Genomic DNA, 16,682 nt, shown 5'->3' on the forward strand with positions numbered 1-16,682 from the left:
GCAGAACCATGAGCGGGACCGAAGCGGCCATTGAACTGCGCGATGTCACCGTGCGGCTGGGCGGACGCACCATACTGGAGCAGCTCAACCTCGCCATTCCAGCCGGCAAGGTGACCGCCGTCATGGGGCCCAGCGGCGCCGGAAAGACCACGGTGCTGCGGCTGATCACCGGCCAGATCCGCCCCGACTCCGGGTCAGTCAGCGTGGGCAAGACGCATGTCGACCAGCTTCACGGCAAGGCGCTCAACCGCTTCCGGCGCGAAATCGGCGTGCTGTTACAGAATGGCGCCCTGTTTACCGATCTGACCTGCTTCGACAACGTCGCCTTGCCGCTGCGCGAGCATACCGAGCTGCCGGAAACGCTGATCCGTCGTCTGGTGCTTCTGAAGTTGCAGATGGTCGGCCTGCGCGGCGCCGCCGAACTGTTCCCGCGCGAACTGTCCGGCGGCATGAATCGGCGCGTTGCCACGGCCAGGGCCATGGCGCTCGATCCGTCCATCATGCTCTACGACGAGCCTTTTGCCGGACTCGACCCCATCTCCCTGGGTGTGTCACTGCGCCTGATCCGGGATATCAATCATGCACTGGGAATCACCAGCGTAGTGATCACCCATGACGTGGATCAGGTCGCCAGCCTGGCCGACCAGTGCGCCATCATTGCCGATCGTCAGGTCATGGCCGCGGGTTCACCATCACAACTGGCCGAGAGTGACAACCCTCTGGTGCGGCAGTTCATGCAGGGGCTGCCGGATGGGCCTGTGCCGTTCCACTACCCGGCCAGCGACCTGTCCGACGACCTGCTCGCCGTGGAGCACAACCGATGAACCCGAATTCCACCGGCCACCGCTTGTTCGAGCAGCCCTTGCGCGAACTGGGCCGGGCCCTGCTGTTCCTGTTAACGGCCATCTCGCGCATGCGCCTGACCCGACTGCAATTCTCCGAGACCCTGCGCCAGATTTATTTTGCCGGGGTACGCTCCCTGGTCATCATTGTTACCTGCGGATTCTTCGTCGGCCTGGTGCTGACGCTTCAGACCTACGACACCCTCACCCGCTTCGGCGCCGGTGATGCCGTCAGTACAGTCTTGGCTCTTTCCCTGTTCCGAGAGCTCGGGCCGGTACTTACGGCGCTGTTGTTCGCCGGACGCGCCGGCACATCGATCACGGCCGAGATCGGCCTGATGCGGGCGACCGAACAGCTCGATGCGCTCGACCTGATGGCCATCGACCCCATGGAACGAATCGTCCAGCCGCGCCTGATTGCCGGCCTGATCGCGGTTCCGGCACTGGTGCTGATTTTCAATGTCACCGCCATTGTCGGCGGCGTGTTCTTTGCCGTGTTCCTCATGGGCAACGACCCGGTGACTTTCTGGTCGAACATGCAGGCATCGGTTGAGCTGGGCCGCGACTTCCTGGGCGGCATGGTCAAGGCCGTTGCCTTCGGCTTTGTGGCCGCATGGCTGGCAGTCTGGTTTGGCTGGTCTGCCCGCCCGACCAGCGAGGGTGTCGCCCTGGCAACTACTCAGACGGTCATCGCCACGGCGATCACCGTACTCGTACTCGACTTTGTCCTCTCGGCTTTCATGCTCTGATATCCGGATACGCCATGAAATCATCTCACCAGATCGAACTGACAGCCGGCCTGTTTCTGCTGCTGGCCATTGCCGCACTGGTCTTTCTTGCCATGCAGGCTACCGACCGCGGTGTAGCCTCCGGGCCGACCTACGAGATTTCAGCCAGCTTCAGCAATGTCGGAGGTCTCAAGCCGCGTGCAAAAGTCAGCATGGGCGGAGTCACCATCGGCATGGTCGAAAGCATTGGCCTGGACCCGGACACCTTCGACGCCCGCGTGGTCATGCGCATCAGCGAGCGCTACGACAACCTTCCGGAGGACACCTCTGCCGCGATTCTGACCGCCGGCATTCTGGGTGACCAGTACGTCGGGCTGGAGCCCGGTGGTTCACCCGAATCACTACGCGACGGCGATAAAATCATGATCACCAATTCCGCTGTTGTGCTCGAACAGCTCATCGGGCGCTACCTGTTCAACACTGACGGAGACGAACAATGATGCGATGGATGACCATCATTCCGGCCCTGTTTTTCGCCCTCGGCCTGGCCGCAGAAGAACCGCCGGAGATCATCAAGGACACCACCGACCGGATCATCGAGCTGATCGAGGAGAATCGGGAAACCTACGAGGCCGATGCCGAGCGCATGCGCGAGGACGTTCGCGAAGTCCTGATGCCTCGCATCGATACCCTGTACTCGGCCCGTCTCGTGCTGGGCCGGCATGGCCGGGGACGGGATGAAGACGAAGTGCTGGAGTTCGCCGACGCCCTGGCCGAGCAGCTCCTGCGTCGCTATGCCTCGGCCTTGCTGGAGTACGATCTGCGCGACCGGCTCGAGATCCTGCCGATGAGCGGAGAAAACACCGAGCGCATGACCCGGGTACGCACTCGCATCCAGCTCGACGGTTCCAGCCGGGCGCCTATGGATTACGTCTTCCGCAAGACCGATGACGAGTGGCTGGTTTTTGACGTCATTGTCGAAGGCATCTCGTATGTCGCCACTTTCCGCAACCAGATCGGCGAGGAAATCCGTCGTCACGGTTTCGACGGGTTGATGGAGCGACTCCGGAAAGGCGAGATCGAACTGGAAGTAGAAGAAGACAACGCCGAATGACTACCGAAACTCTCTCCGGCGACCTCACCATGAAAGAGGTTCCGGCAACCTGGCAGCGGCTTTCCAGGAAACTCCCTGATGAGCTTGATCTGTCCGGGCTCGACCGCATCGATTCCAGTGCACTGGCGCTGCTGCTCGAGTGCCGGGCGGCAGCAGACACTGCCGGCCGTGACATCGTGTTCCGCAATCCCCCCGAGACACTGCGCACCATCGCCAGACTGACCCAGGTCGAGGCATTGCTGGGCTGGAATGGGGCCGGCGATGAAGGAGTGCCCGCGTGATGCGCCGCCTGCTGGCGGCCTGCCTGCTGGCAGTACTGGCCGGCGGCTGCGCCACCTCTGCGCCACCCCCGGATGAACGCGACCCGGCCGATCCCTGGGAGCCCTACAACCGCACCATGTGGACTTTCAACGTCGCCGTAGACCAGGCCATCGTGCGTCCGGTAGCCGTCGGCTACGACACAGTGACACCAGGGCCGGTCCAGACCGGTGTGCGCAACTTCTTCACCAACCTGCGTTCCCCGGTCGTCATCATCAATCTGCTGTTGCAGGGGCGCGGTGGAGATGCAGGTCGCGAAACGGGTCGCTTCCTGACCAACACCGTCATCGGCATGGGCGGCCTGATCGACATCGCCTCATTCGAAGGCATGGAGAAGTACAACGCCGACTTTGGGCTGACCCTGGCGTCCTGGGGCTGGGAAGACAGCCGATTCTTTGTTCTGCCTTTTCTTGGTCCCTCGACAGTCAGAGACGGCCTCGGACGCGGTGCAGATTCGCAAGCCAATATCGAGTGGCGCCTTGCCGGCGACGGCTCCTACTACCTGCTCGGCATCGATGTCATACAGACCCGCGCCGGCCTGCTGCCACTGGACGAACAGATACGGGATGCCTTCGACCCCTACAGCTTCATGCGCGATGGCTGGCTGCAGCGACGCAACTACCTGATTCACGGCGAGGAAGCCCCCCTGCCGGATTACGACGCCATGCTCGACGATGAGGACTGGTAGCTCGACCTGATCGATCGGCTCCGCCGGCTATCAACCATAAAGTTGCAGCAAGCGTCCAAGCCGGTCGTCCACCCACTCGCTGACCGGGGTAAGCCGGACGCCAAACCTCGACTCCAGGGCATCGGTATCGACCAGCGGGCCATCGCCTTCAATGCGATCCATGGCCGCATAGAGTTCAGCCACCATTCGGCCGAGCTCGGCGCTGTCGAACAGATGAGACAGGGTGTCGGCAAAATCGTCTATGCCCTGCGGGGCAAAGTGCACTTCACGGCCGTAGGCTGATGCCAGCATACGACATAGCTCCGGCGGCGTGACCGGCTCCGGGCTGGCAATATCGATGGCCTCACCGGCCACATCCGCCGTAAGGCTGGCCACGGCAAGCAGTGCCTGATCTTCAGTTGCCGTCCAGTTCATGCGCCGCCCCCGGGCCAGTGGCGGATAGGTCAGCTTGCCATAGTCCCGGATCTCGCGAATCAGGTGCGGCCAGACCAGGTTGGCCAGGTACAGGGTAGGACGCAGCACGACCGCTGGCACCTCCGCCGACAGTATGCGGTCGGAAATCGAACGCAAACCGTCGACGAAACCGCAAGATGGCATATTGTCGCCACAACAACCGCCAGTGGTAAAAACGATTCGCTGCAACCCCTGTCGGGCGGCACCTTCAAGGACATTGTCAATGATGGCGCGAGCGTGAGAGCGATCCGGCATGGTGGGGAGATAAAAATAGACCGCATCGACCCCCTCCATGGCCTCGTTCACGTCGTCAGCGACGGTGAAATCCGCTTCGACGATATCCACCGAAGCAGGCAGTTTCTCCTCGGCCTCGCCTCGATCACGCGTGCTGGCTCGCACCTCCAGACCCTGCTCCAGCGCCACATCAACCACGGGATGCCCCTGCACGCCCGTGGCACCGAATACAAGCAGTTTGCTGACAGTCATTGGCTATCTCGCTGCAGTTTCTGAACCGGCCTCCAGAGTACCCCGTTCGCACCATTCATGCGAGGCCCAATGCATGGCTGTAGTATCATGAAGACTCAATGCCGCAAGATTTTTCCACGATGACAAGTACCCCCAAAGCCCTGCTGGCAGCAACCCTGTTGCTGGCGCTCGCTGCCTGTGAACAGGCGCCCCGGGAAGAGGAGCCCGCTCCAGCAGCTGAGACGCAGGAACCAGCTCCGGCCGAGCCGTCCGAGAACCCCCTGCTGACGCGCTATCTGACACCGTTCCAAACCCCGCCCTTCCATCGCCTCGAGGCCGCCCACTTCCTGCCAGCCCTTGAGCAGGCGATCGAGGAGCACAGCGAACGGATCTCGACGATTACGGGCGACGACGATCCGGCCGGCTTTGCCAATACCATCGTGGCACTGGAACGGGCAAATAACGAATTAGAACGCGTCACCCGCGTGCTGGTCGGCCTGATCACCGTCAGTGATGACCCGGAACTGCACGAGATTGCGCCCGAGTTCTCGGCGCGACAGGCCGATTACGAACACTCCGTGCTGTTCAATCGGGAATTGTTCGACCGCGTCACATCGGTTCACGACCAGATCGACACGCAGGCCGAAGACCCCGAACAGCAGCGATTGATCGAACTGACCCACCAGCGTTTCGTGCATGCGGGGGCCGAAGCGGACGACCAGGCCCAGCAGCGTGTGCGCGAGATCAATGCCCGCCTGGCCGAGCTGGGGCAGCGACTTGATGCCGCGCTGCGCGAAGAGCGTGCCGATACCGACCTCTTGATCGAGGACGAGACGCAACTCGAGGGTCTGCCCGAGACCCTGGTCAACCTGGCCGCACGAAGCGCTCGCGAACGCGGTCACCCGACCGGCTGGGTCTTCACCCTGCACGAACACAACCTGCAGCCGTTTCTCGCGCACTTCCCCGAGCGCGAACAGCGCCAGGCCATGTTCGAAGCCTGGATCGAGCCGTATGCAAGCGGCACCGAATGGGCGGAGCTGGCTCACGAAACGGCACAACTGAGGGCCGAAAGAGCCGAGTTGCTGGGTTTCGACAGCCACCTGGACTACCGGCTGGCCGGCAGTACCATCGACAGTTCCGAACAGTTGCGCGAGCTGCTCGACGCCCTTTCCGCTGCGGCCAGCAACCGGATCGCCGATGAAATGGATCAAGTGCAGGCACTTGCCGAGGCCGATGGCCTGAGCGGCGACATCGAACCGTGGGACTGGTGGTACTACCGCGAACGCCTGCGCGAATCCGAAATCGGCCAGACCGACGCCGAGTTGCGCGACTGGTTCACGCTTGAACAAGTGCGCGACGGGGCCTTCGCCCTGGCCAATCGGCTATGGGGTCTGAGCTTCCATGTCCGTACCGACCTGCCCCTGTGGTACACGGATGTCGAAACCTGGGAAGTTCGCGACTCGCTGGGCGAACACCTGGGCGTGATCTATCTGGATTACCTCCATCGCGAAGGAAAGCGTGCTGGAAACTGGACTTTCGTTCATCGCCCCAGTCACCGCGACGACGACGAGCGTGTCACTCCCGTTGTGGCCAATGCTGCCAACTTCCCGCGGGCCGCGGCGGGGCTGCCGTCGTTGCTGAGCGCCGGTGAAGTCGAGACCCTGTTCCGTCAGTTTGGTCGCGCCCTGCATGAACTCTTGTCGGACACCGACTACCCGACCACGGCGGCCAGCGCGCTGCCGGCCGATTTCGCCGAGTTCATGGGTCGCCTGGTGCAGCGCTGGGCCTTGCAGCCGGAAGTGCTGAGAATGTACGCCTACCATCATGAAACCGGCGGCATGATCACCGACGAGGCCATAGAAGGGCTGGGTCGCGACCAGCGCCTGCTCTCTGCCATCGAAAGCATGCAGCAGGTGGCCGCCATAGAACTGGACCTCGCCCTGCACGATGTCGGTGCCGGCGAGGTCCCGGAGATTGCCGAAGCCATCGAGTCGGTCCACGAGCGCCTGGGCCTGCCGGCCAGCGTATCGGCCCACTTTCATGGCGGTGGACCGGCAGATCTCTTCGCCGCCCACCAGCCGGCCTCACATGAAGTGCTCTGGGCGCTTGTACTGGCCAGCGATGCCTTCGCAGCCTTCGAAGAAGCCACCGTACTGGACCGAAACCTGGCAGAACAGCTCAAAGACGAAATCCTCGTGCCGGGCAATACTCGCGCCCCCATGGAATCCTGGCGAGCCTTCCGCGACCGCGACCCACAAATCGAGCACCTGCTCAATACACGCGGGCTGGGTGACTGAGCGTCGGCGTCAGCGTCTGAAAGAAATGCACCACAGAGACACAGAGTTCACAGAGGATTCTGAATACGAAGATTTTCAGTCACAATTCAGTCGCGGTTGATGAAACCGCAGATAAACGCGCATTATTGATCTCAACAAATTTGCGTTAATCAGCGTTCATCTGCGAGTCTCGAGTATCCGTACCGCAGCACCCGCCTAATTGCTTAGAGGAACCTGATTACGCATATTTCTCAGCCATGGCCCCGACAGGAATTATGCAACCGCAGATGAACGCGGATAAACGCAGATTCATGGAATTACAGCAGCAATCGCAGCTTTAATCGTCCCTAATCCAAGAGCACCGCACTCATGTGTCTCAGCTCGTGGACGCATGAAAGCCCGGGCCGTACAAGAATCGCTGACTTCAGCACCTATCCATGATCCATGCGTCAGATCAACAATCTGCGTTTATCGGCGTTCATCTGCGGTTCCCAAAAATTCCGACCGAAAGATAGCTGAATCATCTAAGTAATCAGGTAGAGGAATGAACTATTTCTTTCGCTCTTGCTCTGTGCCCTCCGTGTCTCTGTGGTCAATTGATCTCAATCCACCTCGATAACCACAGCACCACCGGAAGGCCAGCGCGGGTCGTGAGCGGCTTCGACCACGTCGCGGGCACGATCCCACATCACCCCGTGCATGTTGCCAGCCGGCCGGCTTCGAATGCTGACCTCGTGACCCAGTGATTCCAGTGCCGCGATCTCATCGTCGCTGAAGGCATCACGCTCGGCCGAAATCTCGTCCGGCAGGTACTGGTGGTGAAAACGCGGCATCGACACCCAGGACTCCGGACCATTTCCATCGATGAAGTCCAGCAGTCCCAGAAAGACCATGGTGATGATGCGCGAACCGCCGGGTGTGCCGATCACCGCGGTTCGCTCGTCGCTGCGCACGATCGTGGGGCTCATGGAAGACAGCATGCGCTTGCCCGGCTCGATGGCGTTGGCCTCGAAGCCGATCAGGCCATAAGCGTTGGGCTCACCCGGGGCTGCGGCGAAATCGTCCATTTCGTTGTTGAACAGTACGCCGGTGCCTGGTGCGGCATAGGCGGCCCCAAAGGGCAGATTCACCGTCAGGGTGCCGGATACGATGTTGCCCTCAGCGTCCATCAGGGAAAAGTGCGTGGTGTTGTCGCTTTCGACGACATTGCGCGCCGGGTCGGCGGCCAGCGCGCCGGAATCCAGTGCCCGGTCGAGCCGAATCGTGGTCCGCAGCCCGGCCGCATAATGCTTGCTGAGCAGCATGTCGTACGGTATATCGACAAAGTCCGGATCGCCAAGGTAGAGCGCCCGATCCCGGTAGGCCCGGCGCATGGCCTCCGACAAGAGGTGCACCCGCTCGATGCGGTCCAGTTGGCCAAGATCAAACGGTTCGATAATGTTGAGCATCTGGGCAATGGCGATCCCGCCGGAAGATGGCGGCGAGGCTGTGATCAACTCGTAGCCGCGATACTCGGTCCGGATCGGCTCGCGCTCGACCACTTCGTAACCGGCCAAATCCTCCAGTGTCCAGATTCCATTCTCGGCGCGGGCGCCTGCGACCAGCTTTTCGGCCACCTCGCCACGGTAAAAACCATCATGACCATGCTCGGCCAGTGCCCGCAGGGTTCTGGCCAGGTCCGGCTGGACAATGCGTGTGCCCAGGTCCGGGACCTCGCCACCGGGCATGAAGATCTCGGCGGTCTCCTCCCATCGCAACATGACATCGCTGCGAAAATTGAGCAGAGTCTGATACTTGGCGTCAACCTCGAAGCCTTCCTCGGCAAGCCGGATGGCCGGCGCGAGCAGATCGGCCAGCGGCAGCAAACCATATTGCTCGGCCAGATGCACCCAGGCCGCCGGAGCGCCGGGGATACCGGCGGCCAGGGCCCCGTTGATTGCCAGATCCCGATCGACCTCCCCATCATCGTCCAGGTACATATCCGCGGTCGCGGCGGCAGGTGCCGTTTCGCGTCCGTCGACCATCAGCGAGGAATCATCATCGGCAAAATGCAGCAACCAGAACCCACCGCCGCCGATTCCCGAGGACTCCGGCTCAACCACCGCTAGCGCCGCGGATACGGCCACGGCGGCATCGAAGGCATTGCCGCCCTGTCGCAGAATCTTCTCACCGGCAGCGGTCGCATCCTCATGCGCCGAAGACACGGCAGCGCGCCCCGGACCATCGGCCCAGGCGGGACTCAGCAGGGAGAAAGCAAGAAAAACAACGAGCACTCGAATCAAGTGAATCATCATGGCCTCATGATTTCCGGGGGGTTGTGTCAGGGTTCAGAAATTCGCGTCATGCGTAGCGGGTCCCGAGCGCGGATGCAACCCGGGGATGAACAAACTCATCGACATTCCCGTGCAACCGGGCGATTTCCTTGACCAGGGTCGAAGAGATGAAACTGTGCTGCTCGGCCGGGGTCAGGAAAACGGTCTCTACTTCGCGGGCCAGATGCCGATTCATCGAAGCCAGCTGAAACTCGTACTCGAAATCCGACACGGCCCGCAAGCCCCGCAGCAGCACACCGGCATTCAGTTCCTGGACAAACCGGGCCAGCAGACTGTCAAACCCGACCACCTCGACATTGTCGAGGCCTTCCTCTCCCAGGACCTCGCGTGCCAGATTGATGCGCTGCTCCAGGCTGAAGGCCGGCTGCTTGTGCGGGCTCTCGGCGATGGCCACGACCAGCTTGCGGAACATCCGCGACGCCCTGGCCACAAGATCGGTATGACCATTGGTCAGCGGATCGAAAGTTCCGGGGTAGACGGCAATACTGTAATCAGGCTGCATGGCAAACTGGCATCTGGATATTGGACCCGCGATTATACCGACCCGGCTCCTGCCTGCCGAAGCAGCCTGGCGCGTACTTGTCCGATCTGCTTGTCGCGCACGATCTCGAAGGCCCCCTCAACGGCCACTGCTTCGTCCACCCCCTCCTCTACGTAGATCCAGCCGTCCGGAGCCAGCATGCCTTGCTCAACCACGGCCGCCAGCGCACGCGCCTGCAACCCCGACCCGAACGGAGGGTCCAGGAAAATGACATCGAAAGCCTCGCAAGCGTCGCCCAGCCAGTACAGGGCATCGGCATGGCACACTTCAACCACCTGCCCTCCCGGCCACTGCCTGGCCTGCCGAAGCGCTTCGACCAGACCCGAATCCTGTTCGACCAGCACCACACGACTGGCACCCCGGGAAGCCGCCTCCAGCCCCAGCGCCCCGGTCCCGGCAAACAAATCCAGACACCGCGCACCAACTATCCTGGGTTGCAGCCAATTGAACAGCGTCTCACGCACCCGATCCCCAGTGGGACGCAACCCCGGGTGCTCGGGCACCGACAACTTGCGACCTCGCCACTGGCCACCAACAATGCGAATCTTTCCACTCATGACTGTTAGCATAACGATTCTCAAAAGGCCCGAGGGAAAAGCCGTGACCCCCAAACCACACCCAAGAACCAGCTAAACTACCCCAACACCTAACACGTAACACTTCACACTCAACACTCACCCCCATGTTCTCAATCTTCCGTCGCAAGAAGTCCGGCAAGGGCGTCGAAACCACCCAGGTTCGTCCAGTCGAAAAAGCAGGCGTTGACCCACTCGAGGCTCGTCTGGAGCGCACCCGGTCCAGCCTGGGCGGGCTGTTCGGGCTGATCGGTTCGGCCACGACCATCGACGAGGAGCTGATCGAGGAAATCGAGACCACGCTGCTTACCTCCGACATGGGTGTGGCCGCCACCACCCGGGTCATCGAACGCCTGCGCGACGGGATTCAGCAGGGCGTGATCAAGGAACCCGAGCAGGTACTGCCAGCCGTGCAGGCCGAACTGTATGACCTGATCGAGCCGTGTGAGCAGTTTCTCGCCGTCGATGCGGAGAAGAAGCCATTCGTGATCCTGATGGTCGGTGTCAACGGCGTGGGCAAGACCACGACCATTGGCAAACTGGCGCGACGCTACCTCGACGAAGGCAAGACCGTGATGCTGGCAGCCGGCGACACGTTCCGTGCAGCGGCGGTCGAGCAGCTCCAGGCCTGGGGCAAGCGCAACGACGTACCGGTGGTCGCCCAGCACAGTGGCGCCGATACCGCCGCGGTCATCTACGATGCCCTGCACTCGGCACAGGCCCGTGGCGTGGATGTGCTGATTGCCGACACTGCCGGTCGTCTGCACACCCAGGACCATCTCATGGCCGAGCTGACCAAGGTGCGTCGGGTCATGCAGAAAATCGACCCGGAAGCACCGCATGAAACCATGCTGGTCGTCGATGCCGGCACCGGCCAGAATGCACTCACCCAGGCCCGGCAGTTCAACCAGGCCGTCGAGCTGACTGGCATCACCGTCACCAAACTCGACGGCACGGCCCGTGGCGGCATTCTGTTCGCCATGGCCGAGGAACTGAAGATTCCCATCCGCTTTATCGGCGTGGGCGAGACCGCGGCCGACCTGAGACCATTCGACGCAGGGACGTTCGTGCATGCGATATTGCCGGTGGGTGATGGATAAAGCCAAGGTTTCAGGTTTCAGGGTTCAGGTTTCAGGGTTCAGGCGGGGCGGTTTTCCAGGCTTGCCGGGAATGAGGGCCAACAGTTTTGCGCAACGGCTGCTGGACTGGTGGGTGATCCACGGCCGTCATGACCTGCCCTGGCAGGTCGAGCGTACCGCCTACCGAGTGTGGGTGTCGGAGATCATGCTGCAGCAGACCCGGGTTGCCACGGTCATCCCGTACTTCGAACGCTTCATGGCTTCCTTCCCGGATCTGGAAGCGCTGGCTGCGGCCGATCTGGACGATGTACTGGCCCTGTGGTCGGGCCTGGGCTATTACGCCCGCGCCCGGAACCTGCATGCGGCAGCACGAATATGTGTGGGCCAGCATGGCGGCACATTGCCCGACAAGCCAGCCCTGTTGCGCGAGCTGCCGGGCATCGGGGGGTCGACGGCCAACGCCATCGTCGCCCAGGCGCTGGACCGCCGCGCACCCATCCTGGACGGCAACGTCAAGCGTGTACTGGCCCGGCATGCCGGCATCGAGGGCTGGCCGGGCCGATCAGCCATTACCCGCGAGCTCTGGCAACAGGCAGAAGCACGAACCCCGGATGAGCAGGCCCGCGACTACACCCAGGCAATCATGGATCTGGGTGCCACGGTCTGCACCCCGCGCAACCCTGCCTGCTCCGATTGTCCCGTGGCGACCGATTGCCGGGCCCGCCAGGAAGATCGCGTCAGTGTTTTGCCGACGAAGAAACCGAAACGATCCCGCCCCCGCCGCGCGGTCGTCCTGGTGCTGATTCACAATGAGGACGGCGAGCTGCTGCTTCAGCGCCGCGCGCCGACGGGAATATGGGGCGGGCTGTGGTCGCTTCCGCCCATCGACGAACTGCCACTGGAGAACACAGGGCCGACCTGTCAGCAGATCGAGCACCATTTCACCCACTTCATCCTCGACATCGAGGTGCGCATCGCCGACCTGAAGCAGTTTTCCGATGTTGCCGATGACGACCAACTTCAGTGGATGCGGCCTGAGCAGGCGCTGCGCGCGGGACTGCCCCGCCCCATACGGCAGATTATCGAGTCGACGACAACGCCCTCATGATTCGATAAGATAGCCGCCACCTACCCTCAATACCGTCAAGCCACATGAGTCGTACCGTCCACTGCCAGTTCCTGAATCGCGAGGGCGAAGGACTGCCTCGCCAACCGCTGCCGGGTGAGCTCGGCAAGAGAATCTACGACAACATCTCGAAAGAAGCCTGGCAGCAGTGGCTGGACCACCAGACCATGCTGATCAATGAAAAGCGGCTCAGCCCGATCGACCCCGAACACCGCAAGTATCTTGAAGAGCAAGCCGAAGCATTCCTGTTCGGGGGCGACTACGACCAGGCAGAAGGCTACGTGCCGCCGGAATCCTGATCGGTCGTTTCCTCCCGGATACGGTCAGTGACCCCGGGGGTGTCCAATTCCAGCTGATCAAGGTCTTCCCGAACCGCGTCCATGTCGATTTGACGAATACGGACGATTCGGCACAGGTCTTGGCCGACCTGGATCCTGTCAAAGCGGCTGAGAGTGCCGCGCTGGGAGTTGACCACCCGGATCATCGGCTCGAAACGCAGATCCATGACGCAAGGTGGAGCCAGATCGATCAGGTAATCGCGTCGCGCACCGAAATTGATGGCCACCGACTGCACTCCGGCCGGTCGCCAGCCGCGAATATTGCTGAACATCACGCTCTGGGTTTCGTGACCGGCATGACGCAGATAGACCTCTTCGATCTGCTCGAGGGTTGGGCGAGGCTCCTGTGCCGCACAGCCGGCCAGCAGCAAGGTCAGAAGAATCAGAAACGGCCTCTTCATCCAGCACCTCCAGGCTTTGCAAGAGCACCTTTGTTTGGACACGCACCCATCCCCAGAAATTCCCCATCCTGCACAACCCCTGCCAAAACAAGCGCTTCCATCGCCTGGAAACAACAACACCCGGATGCATTGAAACAATATCGAAAAGTCCGGCTTGACTTCATCGTCTTAAAACGGTTTAATGTGCGGCTTTCCGGGAGCACTCCCGAAAAACGTATCCAATCAGGGGCCAGGTAGCTCAGTTGGTAGAGCAGGGGATTGAAAATCCCCGTGTCGGCGGTTCGATTCCGTCCCTGGCCACCACCTTCCCGATTTTCACCCTTTTCGTCTTACGGCACCGTTTGCCACCGAACCGCCTATTCGCGCCAACCCCCACTTTCGGGGTGGTCGCTGCCGTCGAGTCTCAGCTCGTCACGCGCCAGCAGACCATCCAGATCCTTCCTTGCGCAAGCGATCAGTTCACTGCCGTCCATGACCGAAAGCCCAGGTCCGGGTCGCAGTCGAACCCAGCGATTGCGGCCAGCCGCCTTGGCCTGGTAGACGGCCAGATCGGCCAGTTGAACGATCTGCTCCCAATCCAGCGCTTCGGGACAATCAGGATCGAAGGGCATACTGGCGATTCCCACCGAACACGTTGGCGAAATTTCAGTGTTGGTGCCCGCCAGGCGAACCGGTGTGTTGCGGGTCGCCGACAGGATTCGTTCGGCAATACTTGGCCCCATATCGGCATTCACATGCCGGGCAACAAGCAGGAACTCTTCTCCGCCCCATCGAATCAGGTCATCACCTTCGCGCAACTGCTCGATGATCAGCGACGCACGTTCCGTGAGCACCTGGTCGCCGGCATCATGCCCGTAGCGATCATTGACCGACTTGAAGTCATCCAGGTCGATCATCATGAACAACATGCCCCGGTCCGCGGGGCTTCGTCCATCGCTGAATGCGCGACACACATCGGCCTGATCCTGGTGAATCCGGTCTAGCAGGTAGCGACGATTGGGCAAGCCGGTCAGGGGATCAGTGCGCGATGCGTATTCGAGCCGCCGGTTGGCCTCCCGCAGCTCTGCCGTGCGCTGCCTGACCACCTGCTCAAGCTCGACCTGGCGTGCCCGTGCTGACCGTTCGCGCAGAAAGATCATCGACCAGGTCAGGCCCAGAAAGCCGATCAGAATGACCAGCCAGAACCACCAGGTCGCCCAGAACGGTGGCTGAACACTGAACCGGAACTGTGCCGGAGACTCGCTCCACAGCCCCAGCGGCGAACGCGCCTTGACCTCGAAGGTATAGTCTCCACCCCTGAGCCCGGCGTAGGTCACGGAGCGGTTGGTGCCGGCATCGGTCCATGACTTTTCGAGATCGCGTAGCCGGTAGCGAAACTCGACTGCCGCCTCGTCATGGAAACTCAGGCCGGCAAAGCGGAAACGCAGGCTGCCGGCCCGGAATGGCAGCTTCTCGTCGGCCTCGACCTGCCGATCTCCCAGCGCGACTTCTCGTAACACGGTCGTCGGCCGCACCCGGGGAAGATACTCCGGCTCGCCGGTGTATTTCATCAAACCATCGGCTGAACCGAACCAGAGTGTGCCGTCACGGGTCTCGACCGCCGCCGTGGCCGAACCCTCCAGGTGCAGCAGGCCGTCGCGTTCCCGGTAGGTGCGCCAATCCTTGCCATCGAATCTGGAAAGCCCCCGATTGGTGTAGGCCCAGACATCACCGCGGCTGTCCTCGATGACATTCCAGACGAAATCGTCAACCAGCCCGTCGCTGGTGGTATATCGATCTACCGACCCGTCCTGATGAACCCGGAACAGGCCGTCTCCGTTGCTACCTGCCCACACCGACCCATCGGCCGACAGGGCGAGATCCCAGAGCATCTCATCGCTCAGGCCCTGCGCTGCCCGCCATTGCTGCATCTCCCCGTCTTCCTTCAGCCTGATCAGACCATGCTGAATAGTGGCAAACCAGACATGCCCGTCGTGATCTTCAATGATTCTCATGGCATAGGCCGCCGCCAACTCAGGCGCCGGCACCGTCCTCAACCCCCCGTCACGCCATACCGCAGTCCCGTGATTGGTGCTGATCCAGACACGGTGATTCGAATCCAGCAACAGGGCGCGGGTTCGGTTGCTCGGCAGGCCCTCGCGCTCACCCAGCACTTCAATCACCCCGTTGTCCGTGCTCCAGCGCACCACCCCCTGCGAGGTGGCCAGCAGCACCGAACCGTCCGGGAGAAAGTCAATTGAGTAGATCCGCGGGTCTGGCAGACCCTCGTCAGCTCCTATCTTCTCGGCATGGTCGAAACGCCATTGACCGTTTTCTTGCGGAACCCGCAGGGCACCCTGGCGCGTCCCCAGCCAGAGGTTGCCATGGTCATCTTCCGCCGCGGTTCGAACAAAGGCCGCTGGCAGTCCGCTGTCATCGTCGAACCCCCTGAACATCGATGGCCGCAACTTGCTCAACCCGCCGTCATGCGCCAGCCAGACATTGGCTTCACGGTCCATGTACACCTGGTGAATGATGCTGCTGGCCAGCCGGTTGGATTCGGTGAGAAGCTCGAAACGCCCATCCTCGTAGCGCAGCAGCCCACTGGCCGTCGCCCCCCACAGACGGCCGGCACGGTCCTTGATCAGATGAGAAAAATCGAGCTCGGCCAGCCAGTCAGGTTCCAGCACCTCCGTCGCCCCTGCCGCCGAGATGCGCAGCAAACCACGTTCAGTACCGGCCCAGACAGCATCGTCCCCGGCAGCCAGAGCAGTGATGACCGGTTCGACACCTGCGGGCAGCCCGACCTCCCGGAAAGAACCGGAATCCTTGCGGTAAAGTCCGGCATCCGTGCCAACCCAGGCGTCCCCGCTGTTATCGGTGACCACACTGAAAACGGCCGACCCCGAATCACCGGGCAGGTCATGCCATTTCACGTCGTCCATGACAACCGAAAACAGCCCCTGATCGGACCCCACCCACAAGCGATCCTCGGCCGCATGCAGCGCATTGACATGAATGCCCCCGGCGGTGCCGAGATCAAGACATTCGAAACGCTCCGGCTCGGCCAGCCGGCACAAACCGGCACTGGTTCCCACCCACAGCTCGCCCTCGGAACCTGTTGCTACATCGTTGATATTATTGGCATTCAGACCATCTTCGGTCAGAAACAGACGAAACTCCCGACCATCGTAGCGACTAAGCCCGCTGAACGAGCCCAGCCAGATGTAGCCGGTGCGACACTGATGCACGGTCAGCACCTGCACCTGCGGGATGCCATCACGGGTATCGTAGTGCTGCACATTGAGCTGATCGCCGATAGCCAAAGCACTCGCGGCCAGCAGCCAAGCTGCGATCAGTTGCCGGATTGCCGTCATCGCCACCTCCCTGACTCGTCCGGCGGGCAGGCGCGTACCCTGAATACCG

At 61.7% G+C, this 16,682-nt stretch carries 16 protein-coding genes and 1 tRNA gene; 11 read left to right on the forward strand and 6 right to left on the reverse strand.

Annotated elements, in window-relative coordinates; all coding sequences use genetic code 11:
• Positions 1-8: 8 nt before the first annotated feature.
• From IC757_RS10210 to IC757_RS10235, 6 genes are read left to right on the forward strand one after another with little or no spacing between them, the layout of a single operon-like run.
• Positions 9-824, forward strand: a complete 816-nt coding sequence (locus tag IC757_RS10210; RefSeq protein WP_190974219.1) for an ABC transporter ATP-binding protein — start codon at positions 9-11, stop codon at positions 822-824.
• Positions 821-1,591 (forward strand): MlaE family lipid ABC transporter permease subunit, encoded by a 771-nt coding sequence (locus IC757_RS10215; RefSeq protein WP_190974220.1) that lies wholly within the window; start codon positions 821-823, stop codon positions 1,589-1,591. The genes IC757_RS10210 and IC757_RS10215 overlap by 4 nt, the downstream gene beginning before the upstream one ends.
• 14 nt (positions 1,592-1,605) lie before the next feature.
• On the forward strand, positions 1,606-2,070 hold the full coding sequence (gene mlaD / locus IC757_RS10220; RefSeq protein ID WP_190974221.1) for an outer membrane lipid asymmetry maintenance protein MlaD: 465 nt from the start codon (positions 1,606-1,608) through the stop codon (positions 2,068-2,070).
• On the forward strand, positions 2,067-2,684 hold the full coding sequence (locus tag IC757_RS10225) for a phospholipid-binding protein MlaC (protein ID WP_190974222.1): 618 nt from the start codon (positions 2,067-2,069) through the stop codon (positions 2,682-2,684). The genes mlaD and IC757_RS10225 overlap by 4 nt, the downstream gene beginning before the upstream one ends.
• Entirely contained in the window at positions 2,681-2,965 is a 285-nt protein-coding gene (locus tag IC757_RS10230) for a lipid asymmetry maintenance protein MlaB (protein ID WP_190974223.1), read from the forward strand. Before IC757_RS10225 ends, IC757_RS10230 begins: the two co-directional genes overlap by 4 nt.
• Positions 2,965-3,690, forward strand: a complete 726-nt coding sequence (locus IC757_RS10235; RefSeq protein ID WP_223846350.1) for a VacJ family lipoprotein — start codon at positions 2,965-2,967, stop codon at positions 3,688-3,690. The genes IC757_RS10230 and IC757_RS10235 overlap by 1 nt, the downstream gene beginning before the upstream one ends.
• 30 nt (positions 3,691-3,720) lie before the next feature.
• On the opposite strand, the gene IC757_RS10240 is transcribed toward IC757_RS10235, so the two are convergent.
• On the reverse strand, positions 3,721-4,629 hold the full coding sequence (locus IC757_RS10240) for an NAD(P)H-binding protein (RefSeq protein ID WP_190974225.1): 909 nt from the start codon (positions 4,627-4,629) through the stop codon (positions 3,721-3,723).
• Between the two features lie 119 nt (positions 4,630-4,748).
• On the opposite strand from IC757_RS10240, the gene IC757_RS10245 reads away from it, so the two are divergent.
• On the forward strand, positions 4,749-6,905 hold the full coding sequence (locus tag IC757_RS10245; RefSeq protein ID WP_190974226.1) for a M3 family metallopeptidase: 2,157 nt from the start codon (positions 4,749-4,751) through the stop codon (positions 6,903-6,905).
• Positions 6,906-7,486: 581 nt separating this feature from the next.
• Here IC757_RS10245 and ggt read toward each other — a convergent pair.
• From ggt to rsmD, 3 genes are read right to left on the reverse strand one after another with little or no spacing between them, the layout of a single operon-like run.
• Positions 7,487-9,178 carry a gamma-glutamyltransferase gene (gene ggt / locus IC757_RS10250; protein ID WP_223846092.1) on the reverse strand — a complete coding sequence of 564 codons (1,692 nt, stop codon included), beginning with the start codon at positions 9,176-9,178 and terminating at the stop codon, positions 7,487-7,489.
• A gap of 46 nt (positions 9,179-9,224) precedes the next feature.
• Positions 9,225-9,719: a pantetheine-phosphate adenylyltransferase gene (gene coaD / locus IC757_RS10255; protein WP_190974227.1), complete on the reverse strand. Its 495-nt coding sequence runs from the start codon at positions 9,717-9,719 to the stop codon at positions 9,225-9,227.
• A gap of 32 nt (positions 9,720-9,751) precedes the next feature.
• On the reverse strand, positions 9,752-10,315 hold the full coding sequence (rsmD, locus tag IC757_RS10260) for a 16S rRNA (guanine(966)-N(2))-methyltransferase RsmD (RefSeq protein WP_223846093.1): 564 nt from the start codon (positions 10,313-10,315) through the stop codon (positions 9,752-9,754).
• Between the two features lie 125 nt (positions 10,316-10,440).
• Between rsmD and ftsY the strand changes: the two genes are divergently transcribed.
• The 3 genes from ftsY (at position 10,441) to IC757_RS10275 (ending at position 12,837) form a co-directional block, all read left to right on the forward strand.
• Positions 10,441-11,433 (forward strand): signal recognition particle-docking protein FtsY, encoded by a 993-nt coding sequence (gene ftsY, locus IC757_RS10265; protein ID WP_190974229.1) that lies wholly within the window; start codon positions 10,441-10,443, stop codon positions 11,431-11,433.
• 70 nt (positions 11,434-11,503) lie between these two features.
• Positions 11,504-12,520, forward strand: coding sequence for an A/G-specific adenine glycosylase (mutY, locus tag IC757_RS10270; RefSeq protein ID WP_190974230.1), 1,017 nt, complete (start codon positions 11,504-11,506; stop codon positions 12,518-12,520).
• A gap of 44 nt (positions 12,521-12,564) precedes the next feature.
• Positions 12,565-12,837, forward strand: coding sequence for an oxidative damage protection protein (locus tag IC757_RS10275; RefSeq protein WP_190974231.1), 273 nt, complete (start codon positions 12,565-12,567; stop codon positions 12,835-12,837).
• Here IC757_RS10275 and IC757_RS10280 read toward each other — a convergent pair.
• Positions 12,816-13,277: a DUF6491 family protein gene (locus tag IC757_RS10280; RefSeq protein WP_190974232.1), complete on the reverse strand. Its 462-nt coding sequence runs from the start codon at positions 13,275-13,277 to the stop codon at positions 12,816-12,818. The two genes, IC757_RS10275 and IC757_RS10280, sit on opposite strands and share 22 nt — an antisense overlap.
• Positions 13,278-13,504: 227 nt before the next feature.
• On the opposite strand from IC757_RS10280, the gene IC757_RS10285 reads away from it, so the two are divergent.
• Positions 13,505-13,580: transfer RNA gene (locus tag IC757_RS10285), tRNA-Phe, on the forward strand.
• A 53-nt stretch (positions 13,581-13,633) separates the two neighbouring features.
• Here the strand turns inward: IC757_RS10285 and IC757_RS10290 are convergent.
• On the reverse strand, positions 13,634-16,633 hold the full coding sequence (locus IC757_RS10290; RefSeq protein ID WP_190974233.1) for a ligand-binding sensor domain-containing diguanylate cyclase: 3,000 nt from the start codon (positions 16,631-16,633) through the stop codon (positions 13,634-13,636).
• Positions 16,634-16,682: the final 49 nt, after the last annotated feature.

This window comes from Wenzhouxiangella sp. AB-CW3, assembly GCF_014725735.1.
Lineage (GTDB): Bacteria > Pseudomonadota > Gammaproteobacteria > Xanthomonadales > Wenzhouxiangellaceae > Wenzhouxiangella.

Excerpts from the sequence above, each read along its gene's own strand:
- coaD (WP_190974227.1), bottom strand. The coding sequence starts at position 9,719 with ATGCAGCCTGATTACAGTATTGCCGTCTACCCCGGAACTTTCGATCCG.
- IC757_RS10230 (WP_190974223.1), top strand. The coding sequence starts at position 2,681 with ATGACTACCGAAACTCTCTCCGGCGACCTCACCATGAAAGAGGTTCCG.
- IC757_RS10245 (WP_190974226.1), top strand. The coding sequence starts at position 4,749 with ATGACAAGTACCCCCAAAGCCCTGCTGGCAGCAACCCTGTTGCTGGCG.
- IC757_RS10235 (WP_223846350.1), top strand. The coding sequence starts at position 2,965 with ATGCGCCGCCTGCTGGCGGCCTGCCTGCTGGCAGTACTGGCCGGCGGC.
- ggt (WP_223846092.1), bottom strand. The coding sequence starts at position 9,178 with ATGATGATTCACTTGATTCGAGTGCTCGTTGTTTTTCTTGCTTTCTCC.
- IC757_RS10225 (WP_190974222.1), top strand. The coding sequence starts at position 2,067 with ATGATGCGATGGATGACCATCATTCCGGCCCTGTTTTTCGCCCTCGGC.
- IC757_RS10215 (WP_190974220.1), top strand. The coding sequence starts at position 821 with ATGAACCCGAATTCCACCGGCCACCGCTTGTTCGAGCAGCCCTTGCGC.
- rsmD (WP_223846093.1), bottom strand. The coding sequence starts at position 10,315 with ATGAGTGGAAAGATTCGCATTGTTGGTGGCCAGTGGCGAGGTCGCAAG.
- IC757_RS10240 (WP_190974225.1), bottom strand. The coding sequence starts at position 4,629 with ATGACTGTCAGCAAACTGCTTGTATTCGGTGCCACGGGCGTGCAGGGG.
- IC757_RS10290 (WP_190974233.1), bottom strand. The coding sequence starts at position 16,633 with ATGACGGCAATCCGGCAACTGATCGCAGCTTGGCTGCTGGCCGCGAGT.
- mutY (WP_190974230.1), top strand. The coding sequence starts at position 11,504 with ATGAGGGCCAACAGTTTTGCGCAACGGCTGCTGGACTGGTGGGTGATC.
- IC757_RS10210 (WP_190974219.1), top strand. The coding sequence starts at position 9 with ATGAGCGGGACCGAAGCGGCCATTGAACTGCGCGATGTCACCGTGCGG.
- ftsY (WP_190974229.1), top strand. The coding sequence starts at position 10,441 with ATGTTCTCAATCTTCCGTCGCAAGAAGTCCGGCAAGGGCGTCGAAACC.
- IC757_RS10280 (WP_190974232.1), bottom strand. The coding sequence starts at position 13,277 with ATGAAGAGGCCGTTTCTGATTCTTCTGACCTTGCTGCTGGCCGGCTGT.
- IC757_RS10275 (WP_190974231.1), top strand. The coding sequence starts at position 12,565 with ATGAGTCGTACCGTCCACTGCCAGTTCCTGAATCGCGAGGGCGAAGGA.
- mlaD (WP_190974221.1), top strand. The coding sequence starts at position 1,606 with ATGAAATCATCTCACCAGATCGAACTGACAGCCGGCCTGTTTCTGCTG.